A 20,817-nucleotide genomic window follows, 5' to 3' on the forward strand; every position below is an offset into this window, starting at 1 on the left:
CCTTTCAACGGTCTGCCGGTGGTTACTTTCGCAAGATCAAGCTCATGGCTTCAGAGCGAGTGGAAGCATCGCGCAATTGTCCGCGCACCGCTGAGGTGACGGTCATGGCTCCGGGGGATTTTACGCCCCGCATCGACATGCACAAATGCTCTGCTTCTACTACCACAATAGCCCCGCGCGGGTGCAGATGAGTCATCAGCGCTTCAACCAGCTGATCGGTCAGGCGTTCTTGGACCTGTGGGCGCCGGGCGTAAACATTGACCAGCCGGGCCAGCTTGGACAAACCGGTCACTTTGCCCGACTCCGAGGGGATATAACCAATATGGGCCTGACCGTGGAAGGGCAACAGGTGGTGTTCACAGGTGGAGTAGAAGGCGATGTCCTTGACCAGCACCATCTCGTCGTGGACCAGGTCGAAGGTCTTTTCCAGCACCTCGCCAGGTTCTTGGCCCAGTCCTCCGAACATTTCGGCGTAGCTACGTGCCACGCGCGCCGGGGTTTCCCGTAGCCCGTCGCGGTCGGGATCTTCGCCGATAGCTTCTAGGATCTCACGCACGGCGGCTTCAATGCGCGGCAGGTCCATTAGCACCCCTGCGGACTCTCGCCGGGGCTGTCATTCGGCAATCCGTCGCCAGGTTGGACCAACGGGTTGAGGGTATCGGAGTGCCGTTCCGGATCCTCACCGGCTTGTTGAGCGGCCTTCTTTTCGGCCTCAGTCTGGACCGGTGGAATATCGGAGACCGGACGATCTTCATTGAACAGCCACAGCGGACGCGGGTCGCGTTTGCGCACCGGTGCGAAGATTTCGTCCAACTCGGCTCGGTTCAGGGTCTCCCGGCTGAGCAACTGGGACGCTAACTCATCGAGCACGTCCCGGTTTTCGGTCAGAATCCAGTGGGCCTCGGCGTGTGCATTGTCTAATAGGCCACGGACCTCCTCATCAACCACCGAGGCCAGCTCATCGGAGTAATTGCGGTTGGGCTCTTGTTGGGCGTAGGCATCCTGGTTGGCCGAGCCCAGCTTCACGGTCCCGATCTTGGCCGACATGCCGTAGTCGGTGACCATTTTGCGCGCGGTTTCGGTGGCCTTCTCAATGTCATTGGAGGCACCCGTGGAGGGGTCGTGGAAAATAATCTCTTCGGCCACCCGTCCACCCATGGCATAGGCCAGCTGGTCGAGTAGCTCGTTGCGGGTGACCGAGTACTTATCTTCTTCCGGGATCACCATGGTGTAGCCCAGCGCTTTTCCGCGCGGAAGGATGGTGACCTTGGTGACCGGGGCTGAGTTGCGCAATCCGGCCGCCACCAGCGCGTGCCCGCCCTCGTGGTAAGCGGTGACTTTGCGCTCGTGTTCTTTCATCAACCGGGTGCGTCGTTGCGGACCGGCCATCACGCGATCGACGGCCTCATCCAACGCGCGGTTGTCGATCAACTGCGCGTTAGAGCGGGCGGTGAGTAGCGCGGCCTCATTGAGCACATTGGCCAGATCCGCACCCGAGAAACCCGGGGTTTTCTGAGCCAGGGTCTTCAAGTCCACGTCGTCGGTCATCGGCTTGCCTTGGGCGTGGACGGTCAGGATCTTCAGCCGGCCTTCCAGATCGGGGGCCTCGATGGGAATCTGACGGTCGAAACGACCCGGACGCAACAACGCCTGGTCCAAGACGTCAGGACGGTTGGTCGCAGCGATCAGGATGACGTTGGTGTTGGCGTCGAAACCGTCCATTTCCACCAGTAGCTGATTCAGGGTCTGTTCGCGTTCGTCATTACCGCCACCGATACCGGCGCCACGGTGACGACCCACCGCATCGATCTCGTCGATAAAGACAATCGCCGGGGCGTGATTCTTGGCCTGTTCGAAGAGATCGCGCACGCGGGAGGCACCGACACCGACGAACATTTCCACGAAGTCCGAACCCGAAATCGAGTAGAACGGCGCTTCGGCCTCGCCGGCCACGGCCTTGGCAACCAGGGTTTTACCGGTCCCGGGAGGACCGTAGAGGAGTACACCCTTCGGAATCTTGGCACCCACCGCCTGGAACTTCGCTGGCTCGGTGAGGAATTCTTTGATCTCGTACAGCTCGTCGACTGCCTCGTCGATACCGGCGACGTCTTTGAAGGTCACCTGTGGCATGTCCTTGTCGACCATCTTGGCCTTGGACTTACCGAACTGCATGATCTTGCCGCCACCACCCTGCATGCGGGAGAGAATGAACCAGAACAACAGGGCAATAATGATGAACGGGATCAAGAAGCCCAACATGGACAGGAACCAGTTATTTTGCACCGGTTCGTCGGTGTAGTCCTCCACGTTGGACTCGGCAATGGTGTCCATGACCGTTTCAGCGCGGTCGGTGGAGTAAAAGAAGTAGACGTCAGTGCCGACGTCCTGACCTTCGTGCTCGTAGTTGTCACGCAGGGTCAGATCCACGCGGTGGTCGTTATCGGAGACTTTGGCTTGCTCTGCTTTATCGTCTTTGAGTAGCTGCACACCTTCGGAGGTATCCAGCTGGGTTTGGGTTCCAGAGGTCAGCACTGGAACCACGATTAACAGCATCAGCACAGCGAGCACGATCCAAATGATCGGGCCCTTGAAAATCTTTTTGACGTTCACTCAGTCTCCTTACCCCCGCGCGCAGAACGCGTACTCGCCCTAGCATATCGGCAACGTCAACTTGGGGTGGAGTTTGGTTGACACGCTTTCGCAACAAGTGGACAGCGACGCCAGGGGAATGACAGTCCCCTTAGGAGTACACGTGCGGAGCCAGCGTAGCCACCAGCTCGAGGTTGCGGTATTTCTCCGCGTAATCGAGCCCGTAGCCGACGACGAATTCATTGGGGATATCGGCGCCGACGTATTTAACGTCGATGTCGACCTTCAATGCATCCGGCTTGCGCAACAACGTGCAGATCTCCACCGACGCAGGGCCACGAGATTCCAGATTGGTGCGCAACCACGACAAGGTCAGCCCCGAGTCGATAATGTCTTCCACGATCAGCACGTGCCGACCCATCAGGTCGGTTTCCAGGTCCTTCAGGATTCGGACCACACCGGAGGATTTGGTGCCCGACCCATAGGAAGACACCGCCATGAAGTCCAGGGTGACGTGGGAGGTCATGGCTCGAGACAGATCGGCCATCACCATAATCGCGCCCTTAAGTACGCCGACCATCAGTACGTCTTTATCGTGATAGTCCTCGTCGATCTGGGCTGCCAACCGCGCCACGGTGTCGCGCAATTGCTGTTTGTCCAGTAAGACGTGCAGGAGGTCATCCTCGATGTCTTCTACTTTCATCTCAACTCCGTGACGAGGGGACAGTGAACAGTTCTAGTGTGTCATATTCGCCGGGGTTTTGGCCTCGGTTCCGGCGCGCGGCTACCCCGCCTGCCAGCTGAATAGGCCCGGCCGAGGAACCTGGACGCGCCCGGGCTAGCTCCATCACCGCCAGCGTGCGCTCTCGAGACGGCCGTGTGCCGCCCAGTTCGGTGACTGCCTTGCCGATGACCCGGTGCCCCAGCGCGGCGGGAAGGTCTCGGACGGCCTGCAGGTCAAAGCGGATGGTTACCTTGTCTATCTGGGCCAGCATTCGGTAGCGCCGGTGTGCCTCAGCTTCCAAATACGCGGCGTCTTCGGCAGCAATGGCTGCGGTGGCCAGGAGCCCGGAGCGCACCGTGGGACCCAGCTGTTCCAGCCCGGGTAGCACCTGGTGGCGGATCCGGGCACGTAGGATCCGCGGATCGGTGTTCATCGGATCCTGCCACGGCTCGATTCCTGCCCAGTGACAGATCTGTTCGGTCTCAGCCCGGGAAATCCCTAAGAAAGGGCGCACCACATGCAACGGGTGGTTTAACTCACTATAGGTGGTGGTTTCGGCGATACCGGCCAGCGAGCGCGGACCGGACCCACGCACCAGGCCCAACAGGACTTGTTCGGCCTGATCATCGGCGGTGTGTCCCAGTGCCACGGCCTGGGCCCCGGTGGTGTGAGCACCCTGGGCAAAGGCTTCCAGGCGCCCCAGTCGAGCGGTGGCTTCCAGTCCCCCGGTTCCGGTTTCCGGCAGATCAAGGGCACGGGTGATCACTGGCTCGAGCCCGAGTCTGGTCGCGATTGTCGCCACCGCGGCAGCGACCTCGGCAGTACCCGACTGAAGCTGATGGTCGAGGCTGATCACCCCAAACCGTCGGGTGTGGTCTGCTCTGGTCTGGCATAGCGCCGCGACGACGAGTAAGGCCATGGAGTCGGCCCCACCCGAAACTCCCAGCAGCGTCAGTGACTGGGGAGGGGTAAGTCGTTGCAATTGCGCCAGCCCTCGATGCAACGGTTCTGGCCACCGGCCGGCGGGCGGAAACGCGCCGGTCAACTGCGGGCGGGTCTGCCAGTGGTTCACAGGGCCTCAGTGCGGGCAATCCAGGCCGTAGCGTCGTGCAGTTCCGCCTCGGTGGGCATGTAGCGGGCGTCGGTGAATACGCGGTTGAATCCATCCATCCCGATCTGCGCGACCACCGCCTGCACGAATTGTTGACCGTTTCGATATTGCGCGGCTTTCGCGTCCATGCCAATGAGTTTGCGGAACAGGGCACCCAGCGGACCACCGGGCGGTTTGCGGTCGTTGAACCGGCGCCGAATGGTGTGCTTGGTGGGGACCAGACTGGTCGAGACGGCATCCATGACCACATTGGCGTGGCCTTCCAACAGCGACATCACACCGTTGACCGTCGACATCTGCGCTTTGATGGCATCTCGGCCATTCAGGGCCTGATCGGGGTCGGTCATCATCACCAGCAATGAGGTGACGGCCTGTTGTAAGTACTCGGCCAGCCAGGGTGCTGCGGCAAATTGCACGCGGTGGGTTTGTTCATGCAGGCACACCCAGAGGCGGAAGTCCACCGGATCGAGGTCGAGCTCGCCTCGGATCATCGCGGTATTCGGGGCCACCAACGCCAGCCGACCTCCCCCGGCCGGTCCGGGGACGAAGGGGTCATACTGACCCAGAATCCGGGTGGAGAGATAACCCAGCACGGTGCCGAGCTGCACCGAGGCGGTGGCCCGCGAGGCACCGGCAAAGATTCGGGAGGTGTATAGCGGGTTGCGAGCTTGGACGGCTTCGAAGCCGGGACGGGTCATCTCCACCAGGCCGGTTGCCGTGGAGCGGGCCCAGCCGGGGCGGTCCAACACCAGCACCTGCGAGTCATCCAGACCGCGAGCCACGTCCAACCCGGTGAGCTGTTGCACGGTCTCCACCGAGGTCTTGGCGGCCGCATGTAACCCGGCGACTTCGGCCCGGGCTTGCCGGGGTGAGAGGCGCACTCCGGGCCGGGCAGTGGCGCGCGCGGTGGTGGCCGCCAGGTCTACATCGATCATCTCCATAAGACCATCACAGCACACTCAGCTGAAAGAATCAGCAACCACAACTGGTCAGCGCGGTAGTCAGCTGGTCCAGGTCGCTACGGGCATCCAGGATGCCTCCCCCACCGATGTCTTGCGGCGAGATCAGCACGAAGTACACTGGCCGGCCATCTTGCGTGGTCGTGATTCCCGACAGGGTCACCGAGGCCGCTAGCGTCCCGGTTTTGGCCCGCACGGTGCCTGCGGTGGGCCCCTCGTCCATGCGGGTGGCCAACGTCCCGTCGGATCCGGCCACGGGCAGCCCCTCATCAATCGGGCTCAGTTCCGGGGTGGTGGAGATCGTTTCGACGATCTCCACCAGATCCGAGGCGGTGGTGAGATTATGTGACGACAGCCCGGAGGCATCAGCGATGGTGGTGTTGCTCAGACCGTGTTCGTCGACGGTCTCGGTGATCATCTGTTGGACACCGGTCACGTTGGGTTCAAAACCGCTGGCCATGGCAGCTTGCCGGGCCAAGACTTCCATGATTTGGTTATCGGATTCTTTGATGCCGTAGGCGAGTTGCTCGGCTACGGTGGCCGATTCCGCGCTGGCCAGTTCCTCACCGTCCACGGTCTCGGTGGTCACCGATTGCTCGGCCAGGGTGACGGTGAGATCGGAGTCTTCTGGCAGCGCCTCATCGAGGTGTTGCTGGAAGGTGCTGGCCACAAAGCCGGCCGGATCGTGAACGCGATCGGTCCCGGAGGACTTGTGGGCCCGGGCGCCGAAGGTGGCAATTGGGGTGACCTGGGAGATATTGCCCGAGGTCACCATGCCCTCTTCTTCCCAATCCGGGTGAAGCTGTTGATAGTCGGCCACCTCGACGGCTACCGTGTACTCCCCAGTGGCTTCTCGTGCCTCCAGAGCAGCCAAGGTGTCCTCGGCGAGGGTTTTCAACCCGGCTCGTCCCGCAACGGCCCGGTCATCCGAGTCCTCCACTCCCATCAGCGCGTCACCGCCGGCGTGGATGGTCAGCTGATGATCCGTAACGCTCACGGTGGTGGTGAAACGGTGTGCGGGGTCCAGGTGATCCAAAATGGCCACACCGCTGATGAGTTTCAGGGACGAGGCCGGCGTTCGGATGTCATCGGCGTGCCGGCTGTAGAGCTCGTCGCCGGTGTAGCCATCCACCACCATCATGGCGATGTCTGCTGAGCCGGTGCCGCCCAGCTGGGATTCCAAGGCCTGCGGGTCGATGGCTGAGGTCTCCTCGACCTGTTGGAGATAGTCGGTGAAGGCTACCTCGGCGTGGTTCATCGTCTTTTGTGCGATGGTCAGTTTCGGAGCGCTCAATGCCGGGGTGGGAGTGATCAGGAGCCCGGAGGCCACCGCAACCGTCGTCAGGAAAGCCAACGGGACCAGCGCGAAACCGCCCAACGCGAAAGATAATTTGGACATGCACGCTCCCCCGTTTTCTGTGGGCAGTAAAGTTTGATAAGCAGGAGATGAACCCGATTCCGGGTCATTGGACCTCTAGTAGTTTATAGGAGAACTCAGCGCCATGAACCACGATGTGACCGTCGAAATCCCCTCCGGTTCCCGGGTGAAATACGAGATCGATCATCAGACCGGTCGAATCCATTTGGACCGGTTGCTGTTCACCTCGATGCAGTACCCGACTCACTACGGCTATTTTGAAAACACCCTGGGCGAGGACGGCGATCCGCTGGACGCGTTGATCTATCTGCCCGATGTGGACTTGGTTCCCGGCGTGGTGGTCGAAGCCCGGCCGATCGGTATGTTCTCGATGACCGATGACGGCGGTGGCGACGATAAACTGTTGTGCGTCGTCGATGATCCACGCTTCGAGCACATTCAGGACATCCAAGACGTCAGTGACTGGCTGAAGTCAGAGATCGAGCACTTCTTCACCCACTACAAAGACCTGGAGCCAGGCAAGTGGGTCAAGGCTGATGGCTGGAAGGGCCGTGACGAAGCAGAGGCAGAATTGAAGGCCTCCATCGAGCGTTACCACCGTTAATCACCTCACGCCGAACGGTTCTTCCGACACAGCTTAAGAAGCCTCCCCGTCAGAAAAAAATGTTTATACTCTGGAGTTACCACTTATTGATGGTTTTCCAGAAGGATTTACCTCAATAAAGGTTCCAGCATTTATTTTTTGAACTTCCGGCTCTTAAAACAAGAACGGACCACACATGTACGTTGTATCGATCGCCGACCGACCGCGGGGCTCCGCCTCCTCGCACCTGGATTTGTTGGCTGAACGTGTGCGAAATCACACGCCCGCAGATCAGCCCGACATGATCGTGATACAGCGAGACTCCGAACGCTTAACCACACTGTTGACCGATACCCACGCTGTGATTGACACGGCCTTGCACGCATTGCGCCTGGGTCAGCTCAGCGTCGGCATCGGGATTGGTCGTCTCGATTCCTCCGATCAAGAACACCTCGCCGGGCCAGGCCTGGATGCCTCCCGGCAGGCACTACTGGCGGCAGCCAAGCAGGGCCAGATCGCCCCGGTGCGAGTCCACGTCGCCCAGCCCAGCCTGAATTTCGACTCAGCTCGGTTTGCCGAGCATGCCCAGTCGGTCTTACAACTATTGGGGCACACCATTTCCCGGCGCTCCGTGGCCGAATGGGCCGTGATTGACATGATGACCCCGGGAATGCGAGGCCAGCAACGCGATGTTGCCGAGGCTCTGGGCATCACGGTGCAGGCTGTCTCGCAGGCGATTAAGCGCTCACTGTTTAAGAGTGAACACCAGGTGCGGGCAGCCATCGCCGCTCACCTAGAGGCTTGCTACGATCACCTCTACGATCACCACGCGCTGGCCGAGCACGGTCACCGGGTTTAGAGTAACGATTCCAAAACCAGCGCCAGCCCGTCGTCATTGACGTGTTCGGTGACTTCATTCGCGATCCGTTTGACCCGCTCGGGTGCCTGCCCCATGGCCACGCCGCGCTGCGCCCAGGCCAGCATCTCGGTGTCGTTGTACCCATCTCCGACAGCCACCGTCTGATCTTGGTCGATACCCAGCTTCTCCCGGAGCGCTTCCAGACCGGAGGCTTTGGAGATGCCGGCGGCTGCCACATCCAACCAGGCGTTATAGCCCACCGAGTAGGCCACCGAGGTCAAGCCGATGGACTCGACAGCTTCACCAAATTCTTCGACCGAGGAGTCCTGAGAAAACACGACGAGACGCACCGCGGTGGCCTCACACAGTTCTTGGAAGCTCACGCCTCGGGCGCGGACACCAAAACTAAAGTCTTGGAACCGCTCAGTGGACAGAAACGCACCGGATTCGGTTTCGATCGCGAATTTGGCCGAGGGGATCCGGCGCTTGACTTGTCCCAACACCGGGGCAGGGTCGAAGGTCTGCCGGTCAATAACCTGGTAGCCACGGTCAAACTCGGAGCCTAGTTGAAGGGTGACCCCACCGTTGGAGCACACCGAAAATCCGTCCGTGAGTCCAATGTTTTCAATAACCGGCAGAGTCGCGCCAAGAGATCGTCCCGTTGCGATCATCACGTGATGTCCGCGTGCGATCACCGCCTGCGCGGCCTCGCGGACTCGAGGAGACATATGCCCGTCGTGGTCGACCAACGTTCCATCAACATCCAGGCATACCATCTTCGCATCGGATTCGATCATGGATCCAGCTAACCATACCTTTCAAACTGCGGGTAAACAGCTGGAAACCAGCCCCGCCCGAGGGTTTAGGGCGCGGATTAGTCCGTAGCCAGCACCGGCAGAACGTCCAGCCCCAGGTAGGGGCGCAAGGCTTCGGGAACCGTCACTGAGCCGTCAGCGTTCTGGTGGTTCTCCAGGATGGCGACCAGCCAGCGCGTGGTGGCCAGGGTGCCATTAAGGGTGGCTGCTGTCTGCGTACCGGCCTTGTTGCCCTCATCGTCAAATAACCGGTGCCGAACATTGAGTCGCCGGGCCTGATAGGTCGTGCAATTCGAGGTCGAAGTCAGCTCGCGGTAGGTCCCTTGCGTAGGGACCCAGGCTTCACAGTCGAATTTGCGGGCCGCCGATGTGCCCAGATCGCCGGCAGCGGTATCGATGATGCGGTAGGGCACCTGGATTTTAGCCATCATCTCACGTTCCCAGTCCAGCAGGCGCTGGTGTTCCTTAGCGGCCTGGTCCGGGGTAGTGTAAACGAACATTTCCAGTTTGTTGAACTGGTGAACCCGGATAATACCGCGGGTGTCCTTACCGGCGGCCCCGGCTTCGCGACGGTAGCAGGTCGACCATCCGGCGAAACGACGTGGCCCTGCGGACAGATCCAGAATCTCATCCCCGTAGTATCCGGCCAGCGACACTTCGGAGGTACCCACCAGGTAGAGGTCGTCGCGCTCCAACCGGTAAATCTCATCGTCGTGTTCAACGTCGAAACCGGTACCGTTCATGGTTTCGGGACGCACCAGAGTGGGAGTAATAATCGGGGTGAATCCTGCCTGAATCGCCTGGTCCAGTCCCATCTGCATCAGCGCAATTTCCAACCGGGCACCCACGCCGGTCAAGAAGTAGAACCGGGAGCCCGAGACCTTGGCTCCCCGTTCCATATCGATCGCACCAATCAGCTCACCGATCTGCAAGTGATCTTTCGGCTCGAAGTCGAACTGGCACGGGGTACCGACGGTCTCGAGGACCGCGAAGTTTTCTTCACCGCCGGAGGGGATACCCTCGCTAATCAGATTCGGGAAAACCGTGACGAGCCGGTTGAGCTGTTCGTCAGCGTCATTGGCGGCAGCTTCGGCCTGCTTGACCTGGGCTGCTAGTGATTTGACCTCATCGAGTAGGCGTTGCTTTTCCTCCCCGTGAGCGCCGGCGACTTTTTTACCGAACGCTTTTTGCTCAGCCCGCAACGACTCGAACCGTTGCAGAGCGTCTCGACGGTTTTGATCGGCAGCCAGGATGTCATCCACCAGGGATTGCTGGTCACCGCGAGCGCGCTGCGACGCTTTGTACAGATCGGGGTTCTCGGTGAGGTGTTTGACGTCAATCACGCTCACCAGGCTACCGTATTCTCGACGATGACCATGAGCGTTGCCCACCCCGTAGTATGGGCTTTATGCGACCAGCTCAGATCATCACCAGCATTGCCCTGGGCGTTGGCGCCATCGCACCGTTGGGGTGGGCCCTGAAATTGCGCAAGGATCTCCATGAGCGTGAGGAACACATCACCGCCCTCATGAATCAATTGCAACGGGTGTACGAGCTACCGGAGGTCTCCACGGCGCTGCAAGTGCCCGGCCATATCGGAGTGGTGATGAATCCTCATAAGGAGGAGCTGGTCGAGGTGCTGGCAGCCGTACGTCGTGCCGCCTACCTGTTAGGTGTGGAATCGGTCGAGCATTACCCCACCCAAGAAGACGACCCGGGCGTCCAGGCCAGCCGGGACGCCCTGAACGACGGCGCGTCCCTGGTCATCGCGGCCGGCGGTGACGGGACGGTGCGAGCGGTGGCCGAGGCGCTCGTGGACACTGAGGCCGATCTGGGCATTATCCCCGTGGGCACCGGAAACTTGCTGGCCCGGAATCTCGATCTGCCCTATAACGACATCGAACGGTGCGTCGGCCTGGCGTTGCAAGGCACCACTCGCGCGATCGACACGATCGACCTGACCGTTGAACGCACCGACGAATCGGTGCTGACCTCCACCTTCGTGGTGATCGCCGGGGCCGGCATCGACGCTGAGATCATGTCCGATACCCGTGACGGCATCAAACAGGCCGCCGGCTGGCTGGCCTATGGAGAGGCCGGGATGCGTAAGCTCCCGGGCAAACGCAAACCCATCTGGGTCTCGATTGATGATCAGCCCGCCCGTCGATCCAAAGTACGCTCGGTGATGATTGCCAACTGTGGCATGCTCCAAGGTGGCATCCGCATGGTGCCACACGCCAGTATCTACGACGGGTTACTCGACGTAATGCTCCTGGCCCCGCGCAACCTATGGGACTGGGCCCGGGTGGCGCTCAACGCAATCTCCAAAAATCACGCGCCCTTGCGCGCCGTGGACACCATGCAGGGTCAAAAATGTGTGATCGAGTTGGCCGAGCCCATGATTTCCCAACAGGACGGCGACGCCACCGGCACCGCGCGCCGGATCACCGCCACGGTCAATCCCGGCTCATTGCGCGTCCGGTGCTAACAGTTGACGCACCCAGGCCTGACCTCGTTGATACGCCTCATCGCTGAAGTGCTCATCGATCTGGTAGTGGCGCCGATCCGCCCGCGGATATGATCCCAAGAACGTGATCTGCGGGAACATCCGGTACAGCGCAGCCAAACTGGCCCCCACGCGCTGATCGGCCAGGTGCCCCTCCAGGTCGATCGAGAAAAAGTACTGGCCTAACCCGGCCCCGGTGGGGCGGGACTCGATCCGGGAGAGGTTGATCCCGCGGGCGGAAAACTGTTCCAGAATCTGCATCAACGCACCCGGACGATCTTGTGGCAGTGGCACCACCAGCGTGGTTTTATCCGATCCGGTGGGCTTTCCCGGGCTACCGGGGCCGGAGACCACCACGAATCGAGTGACCGCTCCCGGGGTGTCTTCAATGGCCGAGGCCAACACGTGCAGTCCTAGTTCCTGCGCCAAATGCGGGGCACACACCCCGGCCTGTCCGGGGTGTAGCGCCCGAGCTCCGGCCGCGGTGGACCCGGCCGGCACAAATTCCGCGTGCGGGATGGTCTGCTCGGCCCAGCCCCGCACCTGCGCCCAGGCGTGGGAGTGGGTGGTGACCTCCTGGACTGCTGACAGCTCGCGGGCGTCAGGGCTGACCAGTACGAAGGTGATCGGCACCAACACTTCACGGTAGATCTGCAAGGAACCGGCCGCGATCGAGTCTAGGGTGGCGCTGACCCCGCCCTCCACGGAGTTTTCGATCGGGACGACCGCGGCATCAACCTCGCCGCGGCGCACCATGCTCAGGGCACTCATCACCGAACCGGCCGCCACGGCCTGATCGTCCTCGGTGATCACTTGCCGCAACGCGGCCTCGGTAAATGTGCCTTCCGGCCCCAGGAAGGCATAACGCTGTGCTGCGGTCATCGCTGGTTATTTCACCTGCGGTTCGGCATCGCCATCGGCTTCCATCGGCTTACCGGCTTCGAACCACGCGCCGTTACCCCCAGCGACATTGAAGGCCGTGTACCCCTGGGACTCCAGGTATTCGGCCGCCTTCGCCGACCGGCCCCCGGTCCGGCAGATCACGTAATAATCCTCGTCGGGGTCCAGCTGCTCCAAACGGACGGGTAGATCGCCCAGCGGTACGTGGATCGCACCGACCGGTCGCCCCACCTGGAATTCATAGTCCTCGCGCACGTCCAGGATGGTGGCATCATCGGGAACATCGTTGACACTAACGGTTTCGAAAAGACTCATGATCCTAGCCTACTGAGACGGCGGGATTCGTTACAGTAAGAGTCATGAACCATCTTTCCGCCGTGGAACTTCGCGATCAGTTGAGCGCATCAGCCGTCAGCACCACCGAGGTGACCAAGTACTACCTGGAACAGATTCGCTCCCGCCCCGAACTGGGCGCGTTGAGCCACGTGAATGAAGACCTAGCCCGTGAACGTGCGGCCGCCCTCGACGAGCTACCGGTCGATCACCGCGCCGGTCTGCACGGGATCCCAACTGCCTTCAAGGACCTGGTGCGCGTGGCCGGAATGCCCACCCGGTTTGGCTCCCGGGTCTTTGCCGATGCCGTGCCCGAACCCAGCAATGACCCCTCAGCGGAGCTACTGACCGAAGCTGGCACCGTGCAAGTGGGCAAAACCACCGTCCCGGAGTTCGGGCTCTCGACGTATTCGGAGAACCTGATCGATCCCCCGGCGCGTAACCCTCGCGATATGGAAACCACCCCGACCGGATCCTCTGGCGGGGCCGCCGCTGCGGTGGCTGCCGGACTGTTGCCCCTGGCCCCCGGGACCGACGGCGGTGGTTCGATCCGCATCCCGGCCGCGGCCACCGGACTGGTCGGCCTGAAGCCCGGCCGTGGCACACTCAGCTGCGATGATCAGCGCGAGACGATTACCAATCTCAGTGTCACCGGCCCGCTGGCACGTACCGCCGCCGATGCGGCACTACTGATGGATGCGTTCATGGATCCCACCTCCGTAGCACCGGGCCGGTACTTGCACGCCGTCCAGCAGGGTGCTGAAGGCCTAGCCCCGATGACGATCGGCGTGACGACCGCCTCCCCCTTCCACCCCGATCTGCAGATCTCCTTGGCCCGAGGCGCGGTCGAGGCCCTGACCCAAGCGGCCAGCATGCTCACCCAAGATGAGCACCTGGTCACCGAGCTGGATCTGATTTACTTTCCGGGCTACCACGAGAACTTCCAGATTGTGTGGACCTCCGGGCTACACCGGGCGCCGATGCCCACCACCGAAGGCCTGGACGATTTGGCCGAGTACTTCTTGACCAGTACCGCCAACCTCAGCGCCGACCAGATTGCCGAGGCCGAAGGCAACCTGACCCAGTGGGCCCAGGACACCCGGGCTGAACTAGGACAAACCGATATTGTGCTCACCCCGGTGTTGGCCTTCCAGCCACCGAAAATTGGCGCTTTCCGCGAGCTGGACCCGCAGGCCAACTACGACTATCAGTGCCGGTTTACGCCCTATACCTCGATGATCAACGTCATGGGGCTACCGGCCATCTCTATTCCGGTCACTGACCAGTGGTCCGTCCAGGCCATTGGCCGGCCCGGAACCGAAGCTCAGCTTTTGGCCCTGGCTGCCAGGATGGAGGTGCTCAACCCGAGCAACGCCACCAAGAATAAGCAACCCGACGAGGAACGTTGATCACCCCGGTGGGCTGAGGACCGATCGGCATCCGTCTCCGTCTCCGAGCCCTGTGTCGGGGTATTGGCAATCACCGGATAATCCCCGGCCAGGGTTTCCTGCGGTGAACCATCACCCCACGGACCGGCCAGTGGTTGCTCCGCGTACGGGTTATCACCGAACGGGCTAGGTGTTTCCGCTATCTCGTCGTGAGCCTCACCCCGCCTCGGCAGGCCCCGTTCGGCGGGCTGAGTAGGATCATCGAGCCATTCGTTCGGCTCGGCGTCATGATCCTCCGGCTCTTCCGGCTGCTGGGAGGGGTACCACGACTTCGCCATGACTACAGCACCCGCTTGGTGAACTGTTTCTTCGCCCACCCGTAAGGCGGGTAGACCGCCTTGAGGGTATCGAGCTGATCGGTCTTGGACACCTCAGCCCGAAAATGGGTGAAGGTATCGAAACCGTATTTGCCGTGATAATTACCGATCCCCGAAGGACCCACACCGCCAAAAGGCAACCCCGGCACCGAGATCTGCAACAACGGTGCATCAAAACCCATCGACCCAGCAATCACCCGCTCTTCAAATTCCCGACGCACCCGAGCCCGGTCGGTGAACAGATAGGCCGCCAACGGATGCGGACGCTCACCAATGAATGCCATAGCCTCATCGATATCCTTCACCGTCACAATGGGCAGAATCGGACCGAAGATCTCCTCGGCCATCACCGCGGTGTCCGGTGCAACGCGAGAGATCACCGTCGGCGCCAGATAACGCTCCTCGATCGCATATCCACCCCCGGTAATCAGCTCCGCTCCCGCATCGAGAGTCTGCTGTAACATCTCAACCAATCGCTGAGTGTGTTCCGGAGAGATCAAACGACCATAATCCAACGAACTTTCCGGGCTGGACTCATAAAACTCGTCGATAACGTCAGGCAGTTCCGCTTCCAGCTTGTCCCGCATCTGATCACCCACAGCCAGCACATAGTCCGGAGCCACACAGGTTTGACCGGCATTGACGAACTTCCCCCAAGCCAGCCGTTTAGCAATGGTCGCCACCGGACCGTCGGAGACCACCGCCGGAGATTTACCACCCAGCTCCAGAGTCACCGGGGTCAGCTGTTGAGCGGCCGCCTCGTAGACGATCCGTCCCACGCGCTCACCACCGGTATAAAAAATATGATCCCATTTCTCTGCCAACAGTGCCTGCACCACCTCGGCGCCACCCTGCACAACCGCCACCGCGGAAGGATCCAAGTATTCGGGAATCAACCGGGCCAGCACGTCCGCGGTCGCCGGGGCCTTTTCGGAGGGCTTGAGCACCGCCGTGTTACCGGCCGAGACCGCGGCCACCAGGGGTGCCAACACGAGCTGGACGGGGTAGTTCCAGGGACCAATAATCAGCACCTGTCCCTTGGGCCGCGGTCGAATCGTGCCGGTGGCCGGTTGATACGCCAGCGGCATCCGCACCGATTCTGGCTCCATCCAGTCACTGACGTGCAGAATTGCGTGGTCGACCTCATTTTTGATCACCGAAATCTCGGTCACCGTGGATTCAAAGGGCGCTTTGCCCAGATCGTGATACAGGGCTTGTTGCAGCTCCTGAGTGTGGTCGCGCACCAACGCTTTGATGCCTTTGAGCTGATCCAACCGGAACCGTCGACTATAGGCACGGCGAGAAGCAGTCACCTCTCGCATCTGACCCACCAGGGCCTGAACTTCCGAAACCTTCATGGCGCCCATCCTATCCATTAACCCTGTGAGATGACCGGAATCGGTGGAGAAATCGTTGAGTCACAACCGGTCACGACACATCGTCATGATTGTGATTGACATCACAGAAGCGGTCTGGGTACGATCTTCTTTAACTTGACATCAAGTTCATGTTTATGACGTCATTCACGTGCGGCGTGACTGACGTCGGCCTCCATCCACTCTCACGAACAGGGTTATCAGCGATGTCACTCTTCACGAATTCACAAAAGCGTCTTTCTCCTCGTCGATTCAGCACCAAACTGAAATTCTTTGGTTTCACCGCGGCGACCGCAATTGCCTTGACCGCATGTGGCGGAGAAGGCGATGGCTCAGAGACCATCGTCATCGGTTACTCAGGCCCACTGTCCGGCGGTGCGGCGCTCTATGGTGAAAATGTTCAAGCCGGTCTTGAAATGGCTGTTGAGGAACTCAACGAACAAGGTGTCGAAATTGACGGCACCGAATACAGCGTTGAACTGCGCTCTCTGGACGATGAATACTCGCCGGCCACCGCAGCAACCAATGCCCAGCGCCTGGTGGAGCAAGACGGCGCGCCTGTCGTGGTCATTCCGCACGCCGGTGGCATTAACGCCGCCCAGGAAATCAACACCAGCCGGTCCGAGTTCTTGCTCGCTGCCTACAGCTCCGATCCACGGATCACTCAGCAGGACAACGAGCTCACCATGATGAGCACTATTCCGTTTACCGCCTACGCTCAGCCTTATACTCAACACTACCTTGATGACGGAGCCGAAACCCTTGGCCTGCTTGCTACCGCCAGTGAATATGGTCAGCAGTGGACCGACATGATCACCGAAACATGGGAAGAAAATGGCGGTGAGGTGCTCAGCAACAACAACTTTGACTACGGTTCGGTGACCGACTTCTCCACCAACGTGTCACAAGCCTTGGCGCAGGACCCGGACGTCCTGCTGGTCGGTGGACCGTCGCAGCCCACCGCGCTGGTGATTGAAGAAGCCCGCGAACAGGGTTATGAGGGCGGATTCATGGTCATGGACCAGGCGAAGTTTGAAGAAATGGAGATCTTCACCGATCCGGAAAACCTGCATAACTCAGTTGGTCTCAATCCAACCCGTGAATATGACGAGCCCGGAACGGATGCTCTCGTCGACAAGTTTGCCGAGAAGGTCAACGATGAGCGGCCCATCAATGCCGAAGTCGCCATGAACTACCAGGCCCTGGGCATCATCGTCACGGCTATGGAAGTCTCCGGTAGTACCGACGATCCGACCGCCGTTCGGGAAGCGATCCCCGAAGCCCTTGACCAGGTTGACGATGCGTTCCGCGTTCAGGAATTCCCGTCCGATGTCACCCCTGAAGGAATGTCGGTAGCAGGTCATGGCCACGGCATCTACATCAACGAGGACGGCGACTACGAAAACTTTGAACTGGATTGGTCGGTCTTCGAATCGGAATAAACCGGCGCCCAGACCATCCCATTGAGCAGGAGCTTATATGGAACTTCTCGTCCAACAATTATTCAACGGGCTCGCGACCGGTGGCGCCTATTGTTTGGCAGCAATCGGCCTCACGCTGGTCTTCGGCGTGTTGAAAATACCGAACCTGGCCCACGGGTCCCTCTACATGTTGGGGGCTTACCTGACCTTCTTCTTCATGACCTCGGTCGGAGTTCACTATGTGCTAGCCATTATTTGCGCAGCAATCGTGATGGGACTCGTCGGCGTGGTCCTGGAGCGCATTGTCTTCCACCCACTCAGAGACTCCCCACATACCCATCACATGATCGCTGCCGCCGGCGCGATGTTCTTCTTCACCGCGCTGGTTCAGCAGGTATGGGGCAACGATTTCCACCGGGTGGATTCCCCACTCACGGGACGCCTGACCATTCTCGAGGCTCAAGTGACCTGGCAACGCATCGTTGTCGTACTGGTCGCGGTGGTCGTGATGATTATTCTGACCTGGTTCATCAAGAAAACCGCCGCGGGCCAATCGATTGAAGCCATCGAGCAAGACCGTATCGGCGCCTCTCTGGTGGGGATCAACCCCAACAGAGTGTCGATGATGACCTTCGCACTGGCCGGTGTGCTGGTCGCCATCGCCGGTGGCCTCATGGCCCCGGTCAGCTCGATCTCTCCCTTCATGGGAGAAACCATCATGGTCAAGGTCTTCGCCATCATTATTCTCGGTGGCCTCGGATCCATCCCTGGCGCCATCATCGGAGGCTTCGGCCTCGGCGTGGCCGAAGCCTTATCCACCACCTACATTTCCGCAGCTGCCGGTGAAGTCATCGCCTTCGTGCTCCTGGTGGTTGTCCTGGCTGTGAAACCCACTGGTCTCTTCGCGCATAAGGGGGCACGATGAAACTGACACTACAAGGAATAGGCATGATCGCCGTGGCGGTCGCATTACTCTTCGCGCCCCTGGCACTCACCGAGAACCAATACCTTCTCCGCGTACTCACTCAGGCGCTGTGTTATGCCACCGCCGTCTACGGTCTCAACATCATCTTGGGTTATACCGGGCAGTTGTCTCTGGCCCAGGCAGGTTTCTTCGGGATCGGCGTGTACACGGTGGCTCTACTGACCGCCGAGCACGATTGGCCCTTCTGGGGTGCATTCTTTGTCGGAATGATCCTCACTACCGTTGTTGGATTTATCGCCGGGCTCTTCGCGTTGCGTACCCGTGAGGCGTATTTCGCGGTCTTTACGATGGCACTCGGGTTGATCATTTACATGGTCCTGTCCCGCTGGACCAGCGTCACCGGCGGCTACGACGGCGTCCGCGGGATCAAGTTCCCAGAGAATATTGGGCCCATCGATTTCTCTGAACCGACCGTGTTCTACTTCTTAATGGTACTCGTCGTGGCATTCTGCATTTACCTGACCTATACGCTGAAAACCTCGAATGTCGGCCGCACGCTCTTGGCTATCCGCACCTCTGAAGATCTGGCCAGCTCCATCGGCATCAACGTTGGGCTCAATAAGCAACTGGCATTCACCGCCTCAGCCGGCCTGGCCGGCACCGCGGGCGGTCTGTTCGCCAGTGCTCAGGGCTTTATCGAGCCCGAGGTAGCCCATATCGACCTAACCTTCGAACTCTTGATGTTCCTGCTCGTGGGTGGCATGGCCACCGTGATGGGGCCGTTGATCGGCACATTGCTCGTCATGGCGCTGTTCGAGCTCTTCCAGGACTTCCAGTCCTACCGTTTCCTCTTCCTCGGCCCGATCATCATCGCGCTGATCATCTTCATGCCACAAGGACTCATCGGCAAGCTCAATGAACTCATCGCGCGTCGCCGACGGCGCAAGACCACCGCAGCGCCCCAACAATCACAGACGACACAACACACGGAGAAGGAGAGTGTCTCCTCATGCTGATCGAAGTACGTGGCCTAACAAAAACCTTCGGAGGGATCCACGCTGTTGAGGGCGTCGATTTCGAAATCCACGAGGGCGAGATCACCGCGATCATCGGACCGAACGGGGCCGGGAAGTCCACCGTCTTCAATCTGCTGTGTGGGTTTCACAAGCCCAGTGGTGGGCAGGTGATGTTCCGGGGAAAGGATATTACCGGCAACAAACCCCATGTGACCTCCAAGGCTGGCATCGCCCGCACATTCCAGACCACGAAACTCTTCGAGCAGAACACCATCGTTGAGAATGTTCTGGCGGGATGTGCTGCCCAAACCTCCTCCACATTATTGGGTGCCGTGCTGAGGACACCTCGATTCCGGCGTGAAGAGCGGGAAAGTATGGAGAAAACTCTCGAGCTTCTCGACTTCGTGTCCATTGCCGATTACAAGGATGAGATCGCTGGGAATGCTCCGCAAGAAGTTCAAAAGCGAGCAGCCGTCGCGCTGGCTTTAGCGACAAATCCGTCGCTTCTGCTTCTTGACGAGCCTGCCGCCGGCATCACTGAAGAAGAAACCACACGATTCGGTGAGCTGATTCGCAAAATCTCCTCCAGTGGTATCACGGTGGCGCTTGTTGAGCACAAAATGTCGTTGATTATGAGTCTGGCCGACCGAATCCTCGTCTTAGAACGAGGTCGCAGAATTGCCTGGGGTACGCCCGATGACGTGCGCAATGACCCTCAAGTCATCGCAGCCTATCTCGGGACAGATTCGTCGGATACCTCAACCACCGTAGACACACCAAGCACCGAGGGCTAAAACATCATGCTAGAAATCAACAACATTCATGTCGCCTATGATTCGGTCGATGTCTTACACGATGTGAGCCTGAGAGCGGAGCAAGGGCAACTCACCCTGGTCTTAGGGGCGAACGGGTCGGGAAAATCCACCTTGTTCCGGACGATCTCGGGGCTAATCCGCCCCCACACCGGTAGCATCGAATTTCTTGGAGATTCCATTGTCTCGCTGAGTTCGAATCGTATTGTGCGTGCCGGGATCGCTCAATCGCCGGAGGGGCGGCATCTGTTCCCGATGCTGTCGGTAATGAAGAACCTTAGTCTGGGCAATTATGTGTTGCGTAGCAAGAAGGCCGAGTACGACGAGCTCCTCGACCGGGTATTCCAGCTCTTTCCCATCCTGAAGGAAAAGAGGAACCAAACGGCCGGTTCTCTCTCCGGTGGTCAGCAACAGATGGTCGCTATTGGCCGGGCTTTGATGTCCAACCCCAAGTTGCTCATTTTGGACGAGCCCTCCATTGGTTTGGCGCCACTGGTCACCGAGCAAGTCTTCGAGGCGGTGACGGAGATTAACAAGTCCGGGACCGGGGTGCTTCTGGCCGAGCAGAACGCCCGATTGGCCTTGAAGATTGCTACCTATGGGTATGTTCTTGCCGAAGGTCGCGTCGTACTGTCAGGTCCTGCCCACGATCTGCGCGACGACCCGGAGGTTCAGAAGGCGTACTTGGGCCTCTGAGCCACCCGTGCCCTCACTCACCGTGACCCCGGCACGGTATAAACTGATG

At 60.0% G+C, this 20,817-nt stretch carries 21 protein-coding genes; 9 read left to right on the forward strand and 12 right to left on the reverse strand.

What is annotated here, in order from left to right:
• Window positions 1-22: 22 nt before the first annotated feature.
• From folE to DYI20_RS08870, 6 genes are all read right to left on the reverse strand, one after another.
• Entirely contained in the window at window positions 23-583 is a 561-nt protein-coding gene (gene folE, locus DYI20_RS08845) for a GTP cyclohydrolase I FolE (protein WP_110099264.1), read from the reverse strand.
• Window positions 583-2,610, reverse strand: a complete 2,028-nt coding sequence (gene ftsH / locus DYI20_RS08850) for an ATP-dependent zinc metalloprotease FtsH (protein WP_221040953.1) — start codon at window positions 2,608-2,610, stop codon at window positions 583-585. The genes folE and ftsH overlap by 1 nt, the downstream gene beginning before the upstream one ends.
• A 130-nt stretch (window positions 2,611-2,740) precedes the next feature.
• Window positions 2,741-3,292 (reverse strand): hypoxanthine phosphoribosyltransferase, encoded by a 552-nt coding sequence (gene hpt / locus DYI20_RS08855; protein ID WP_110099263.1) that lies wholly within the window; start codon window positions 3,290-3,292, stop codon window positions 2,741-2,743.
• A 1-nt stretch (window position 3,293) separates the two neighbouring features.
• A complete protein-coding gene (tilS, locus tag DYI20_RS08860; protein ID WP_244924675.1) occupies window positions 3,294-4,385 on the reverse strand; it encodes a tRNA lysidine(34) synthetase TilS in 1,092 nt (363 codons plus the stop codon).
• Window positions 4,382-5,359, reverse strand: coding sequence for a zinc-dependent metalloprotease (locus tag DYI20_RS08865; RefSeq protein ID WP_166769940.1), 978 nt, complete (start codon window positions 5,357-5,359; stop codon window positions 4,382-4,384). Before DYI20_RS08865 ends, tilS begins: the two co-directional genes overlap by 4 nt.
• A 37-nt stretch (window positions 5,360-5,396) precedes the next feature.
• The gene (locus tag DYI20_RS08870; protein ID WP_122549338.1) at window positions 5,397-6,782 is read right to left on the reverse strand and encodes a D-alanyl-D-alanine carboxypeptidase/D-alanyl-D-alanine-endopeptidase; all 1,386 of its coding nucleotides are present in this window, start codon (window positions 6,780-6,782) and stop codon (window positions 5,397-5,399) included.
• A gap of 103 nt (window positions 6,783-6,885) precedes the next feature.
• Between DYI20_RS08870 and DYI20_RS08875 the strand changes: the two genes are divergently transcribed.
• The gene (locus DYI20_RS08875) at window positions 6,886-7,365 is read left to right on the forward strand and encodes an inorganic diphosphatase (protein WP_122549339.1); all 480 of its coding nucleotides are present in this window, start codon (window positions 6,886-6,888) and stop codon (window positions 7,363-7,365) included.
• Window positions 7,366-7,540: 175 nt separating this feature from the next.
• Complete coding sequence (locus tag DYI20_RS08880; protein ID WP_122549340.1) at window positions 7,541-8,203, forward strand: hypothetical protein; 663 nt, start codon at window positions 7,541-7,543, stop codon at window positions 8,201-8,203.
• Here DYI20_RS08880 and DYI20_RS08885 read toward each other — a convergent pair.
• Window positions 8,200-9,000 (reverse strand): HAD family hydrolase, encoded by an 801-nt coding sequence (locus tag DYI20_RS08885; protein WP_243857775.1) that lies wholly within the window; start codon window positions 8,998-9,000, stop codon window positions 8,200-8,202. The genes DYI20_RS08880 and DYI20_RS08885 overlap by 4 nt on opposite strands.
• A gap of 77 nt (window positions 9,001-9,077) precedes the next feature.
• The gene (gene serS, locus DYI20_RS08890; RefSeq protein WP_122549357.1) at window positions 9,078-10,361 is read right to left on the reverse strand and encodes a serine--tRNA ligase; all 1,284 of its coding nucleotides are present in this window, start codon (window positions 10,359-10,361) and stop codon (window positions 9,078-9,080) included.
• A gap of 65 nt (window positions 10,362-10,426) precedes the next feature.
• Between serS and DYI20_RS08895 the strand changes: the two genes are divergently transcribed.
• The gene (locus tag DYI20_RS08895; protein ID WP_166769939.1) at window positions 10,427-11,506 is read left to right on the forward strand and encodes a diacylglycerol/lipid kinase family protein; all 1,080 of its coding nucleotides are present in this window, start codon (window positions 10,427-10,429) and stop codon (window positions 11,504-11,506) included.
• On the opposite strand, the gene pheA is transcribed toward DYI20_RS08895, so the two are convergent.
• Both pheA and DYI20_RS08905 read right to left on the reverse strand, forming a co-directional pair.
• Window positions 11,486-12,406: a prephenate dehydratase gene (gene pheA, locus DYI20_RS08900; protein WP_110110850.1), complete on the reverse strand. Its 921-nt coding sequence runs from the start codon at window positions 12,404-12,406 to the stop codon at window positions 11,486-11,488. The genes DYI20_RS08895 and pheA overlap by 21 nt on opposite strands.
• Before the next feature lie 6 nt (window positions 12,407-12,412).
• Window positions 12,413-12,739, reverse strand: a complete 327-nt coding sequence (locus tag DYI20_RS08905) for a rhodanese-like domain-containing protein (protein WP_110099256.1) — start codon at window positions 12,737-12,739, stop codon at window positions 12,413-12,415.
• A 44-nt stretch (window positions 12,740-12,783) separates the two neighbouring features.
• On the opposite strand from DYI20_RS08905, the gene DYI20_RS08910 reads away from it, so the two are divergent.
• Window positions 12,784-14,166, forward strand: a complete 1,383-nt coding sequence (locus DYI20_RS08910) for an amidase (protein WP_122549342.1) — start codon at window positions 12,784-12,786, stop codon at window positions 14,164-14,166.
• Here DYI20_RS08910 and DYI20_RS12200 read toward each other — a convergent pair.
• Window positions 14,082-14,483 (reverse strand): hypothetical protein, encoded by a 402-nt coding sequence (locus DYI20_RS12200; protein WP_147472549.1) that lies wholly within the window; start codon window positions 14,481-14,483, stop codon window positions 14,082-14,084. The two genes, DYI20_RS08910 and DYI20_RS12200, sit on opposite strands and share 85 nt — an antisense overlap.
• A 2-nt stretch (window positions 14,484-14,485) precedes the next feature.
• Entirely contained in the window at window positions 14,486-15,880 is a 1,395-nt protein-coding gene (locus DYI20_RS08915; protein WP_243857774.1) for an aldehyde dehydrogenase family protein, read from the reverse strand.
• 224 nt (window positions 15,881-16,104) lie between these two features.
• Between DYI20_RS08915 and DYI20_RS08920 the strand changes: the two genes are divergently transcribed.
• The 5 genes from DYI20_RS08920 to DYI20_RS08940 are packed head-to-tail and all read left to right on the forward strand — an operon-like array spanning window position 16,105 to window position 20,768.
• The gene (locus DYI20_RS08920) at window positions 16,105-17,340 is read left to right on the forward strand and encodes an ABC transporter substrate-binding protein (protein ID WP_166769938.1); all 1,236 of its coding nucleotides are present in this window, start codon (window positions 16,105-16,107) and stop codon (window positions 17,338-17,340) included.
• Window positions 17,341-17,377: 37 nt separating this feature from the next.
• Window positions 17,378-18,244: a branched-chain amino acid ABC transporter permease gene (locus DYI20_RS08925; RefSeq protein ID WP_110101610.1), complete on the forward strand. Its 867-nt coding sequence runs from the start codon at window positions 17,378-17,380 to the stop codon at window positions 18,242-18,244.
• Entirely contained in the window at window positions 18,241-19,260 is a 1,020-nt protein-coding gene (locus DYI20_RS08930) for a branched-chain amino acid ABC transporter permease (protein WP_110101611.1), read from the forward strand. The genes DYI20_RS08925 and DYI20_RS08930 overlap by 4 nt, the downstream gene beginning before the upstream one ends.
• On the forward strand, window positions 19,254-20,054 hold the full coding sequence (locus DYI20_RS08935) for an ABC transporter ATP-binding protein (RefSeq protein ID WP_122549345.1): 801 nt from the start codon (window positions 19,254-19,256) through the stop codon (window positions 20,052-20,054). The genes DYI20_RS08930 and DYI20_RS08935 overlap by 7 nt, the downstream gene beginning before the upstream one ends.
• 6 nt (window positions 20,055-20,060) lie before the next feature.
• Window positions 20,061-20,768, forward strand: a complete 708-nt coding sequence (locus DYI20_RS08940; RefSeq protein WP_122549346.1) for an ABC transporter ATP-binding protein — start codon at window positions 20,061-20,063, stop codon at window positions 20,766-20,768.
• Window positions 20,769-20,817 lie beyond the last annotated feature (49 nt).

Origin of the sequence: Auritidibacter ignavus (assembly GCF_003703835.1) — a bacterium.
Lineage (GTDB): Bacteria > Actinomycetota > Actinomycetes > Actinomycetales > Micrococcaceae > Auritidibacter > Auritidibacter ignavus.

Excerpts from the sequence above, each read along its gene's own strand:
- folE (WP_110099264.1), bottom strand. The coding sequence starts at position 583 with ATGGACCTGCCGCGCATTGAAGCCGCCGTGCGTGAGATCCTAGAAGCT.
- hpt (WP_110099263.1), bottom strand. The coding sequence starts at position 3,292 with ATGAAAGTAGAAGACATCGAGGATGACCTCCTGCACGTCTTACTGGAC.
- DYI20_RS08865 (WP_166769940.1), bottom strand. The coding sequence starts at position 5,359 with ATGATCGATGTAGACCTGGCGGCCACCACCGCGCGCGCCACTGCCCGG.
- DYI20_RS08870 (WP_122549338.1), bottom strand. The coding sequence starts at position 6,782 with ATGTCCAAATTATCTTTCGCGTTGGGCGGTTTCGCGCTGGTCCCGTTG.
- DYI20_RS08875 (WP_122549339.1), top strand. The coding sequence starts at position 6,886 with ATGAACCACGATGTGACCGTCGAAATCCCCTCCGGTTCCCGGGTGAAA.
- DYI20_RS08880 (WP_122549340.1), top strand. The coding sequence starts at position 7,541 with ATGTACGTTGTATCGATCGCCGACCGACCGCGGGGCTCCGCCTCCTCG.
- DYI20_RS08885 (WP_243857775.1), bottom strand. The coding sequence starts at position 9,000 with ATGATCGAATCCGATGCGAAGATGGTATGCCTGGATGTTGATGGAACG.
- DYI20_RS08895 (WP_166769939.1), top strand. The coding sequence starts at position 10,427 with ATGCGACCAGCTCAGATCATCACCAGCATTGCCCTGGGCGTTGGCGCC.
- pheA (WP_110110850.1), bottom strand. The coding sequence starts at position 12,406 with ATGACCGCAGCACAGCGTTATGCCTTCCTGGGGCCGGAAGGCACATTT.
- DYI20_RS08905 (WP_110099256.1), bottom strand. The coding sequence starts at position 12,739 with ATGAGTCTTTTCGAAACCGTTAGTGTCAACGATGTTCCCGATGATGCC.
- DYI20_RS08910 (WP_122549342.1), top strand. The coding sequence starts at position 12,784 with ATGAACCATCTTTCCGCCGTGGAACTTCGCGATCAGTTGAGCGCATCA.
- DYI20_RS12200 (WP_147472549.1), bottom strand. The coding sequence starts at position 14,483 with ATGGCGAAGTCGTGGTACCCCTCCCAGCAGCCGGAAGAGCCGGAGGAT.
- DYI20_RS08915 (WP_243857774.1), bottom strand. The coding sequence starts at position 15,880 with ATGAAGGTTTCGGAAGTTCAGGCCCTGGTGGGTCAGATGCGAGAGGTG.
- DYI20_RS08920 (WP_166769938.1), top strand. The coding sequence starts at position 16,105 with ATGTCACTCTTCACGAATTCACAAAAGCGTCTTTCTCCTCGTCGATTC.
- DYI20_RS08925 (WP_110101610.1), top strand. The coding sequence starts at position 17,378 with ATGGAACTTCTCGTCCAACAATTATTCAACGGGCTCGCGACCGGTGGC.
- DYI20_RS08930 (WP_110101611.1), top strand. The coding sequence starts at position 18,241 with ATGAAACTGACACTACAAGGAATAGGCATGATCGCCGTGGCGGTCGCA.
- DYI20_RS08935 (WP_122549345.1), top strand. The coding sequence starts at position 19,254 with ATGCTGATCGAAGTACGTGGCCTAACAAAAACCTTCGGAGGGATCCAC.
- DYI20_RS08940 (WP_122549346.1), top strand. The coding sequence starts at position 20,061 with ATGCTAGAAATCAACAACATTCATGTCGCCTATGATTCGGTCGATGTC.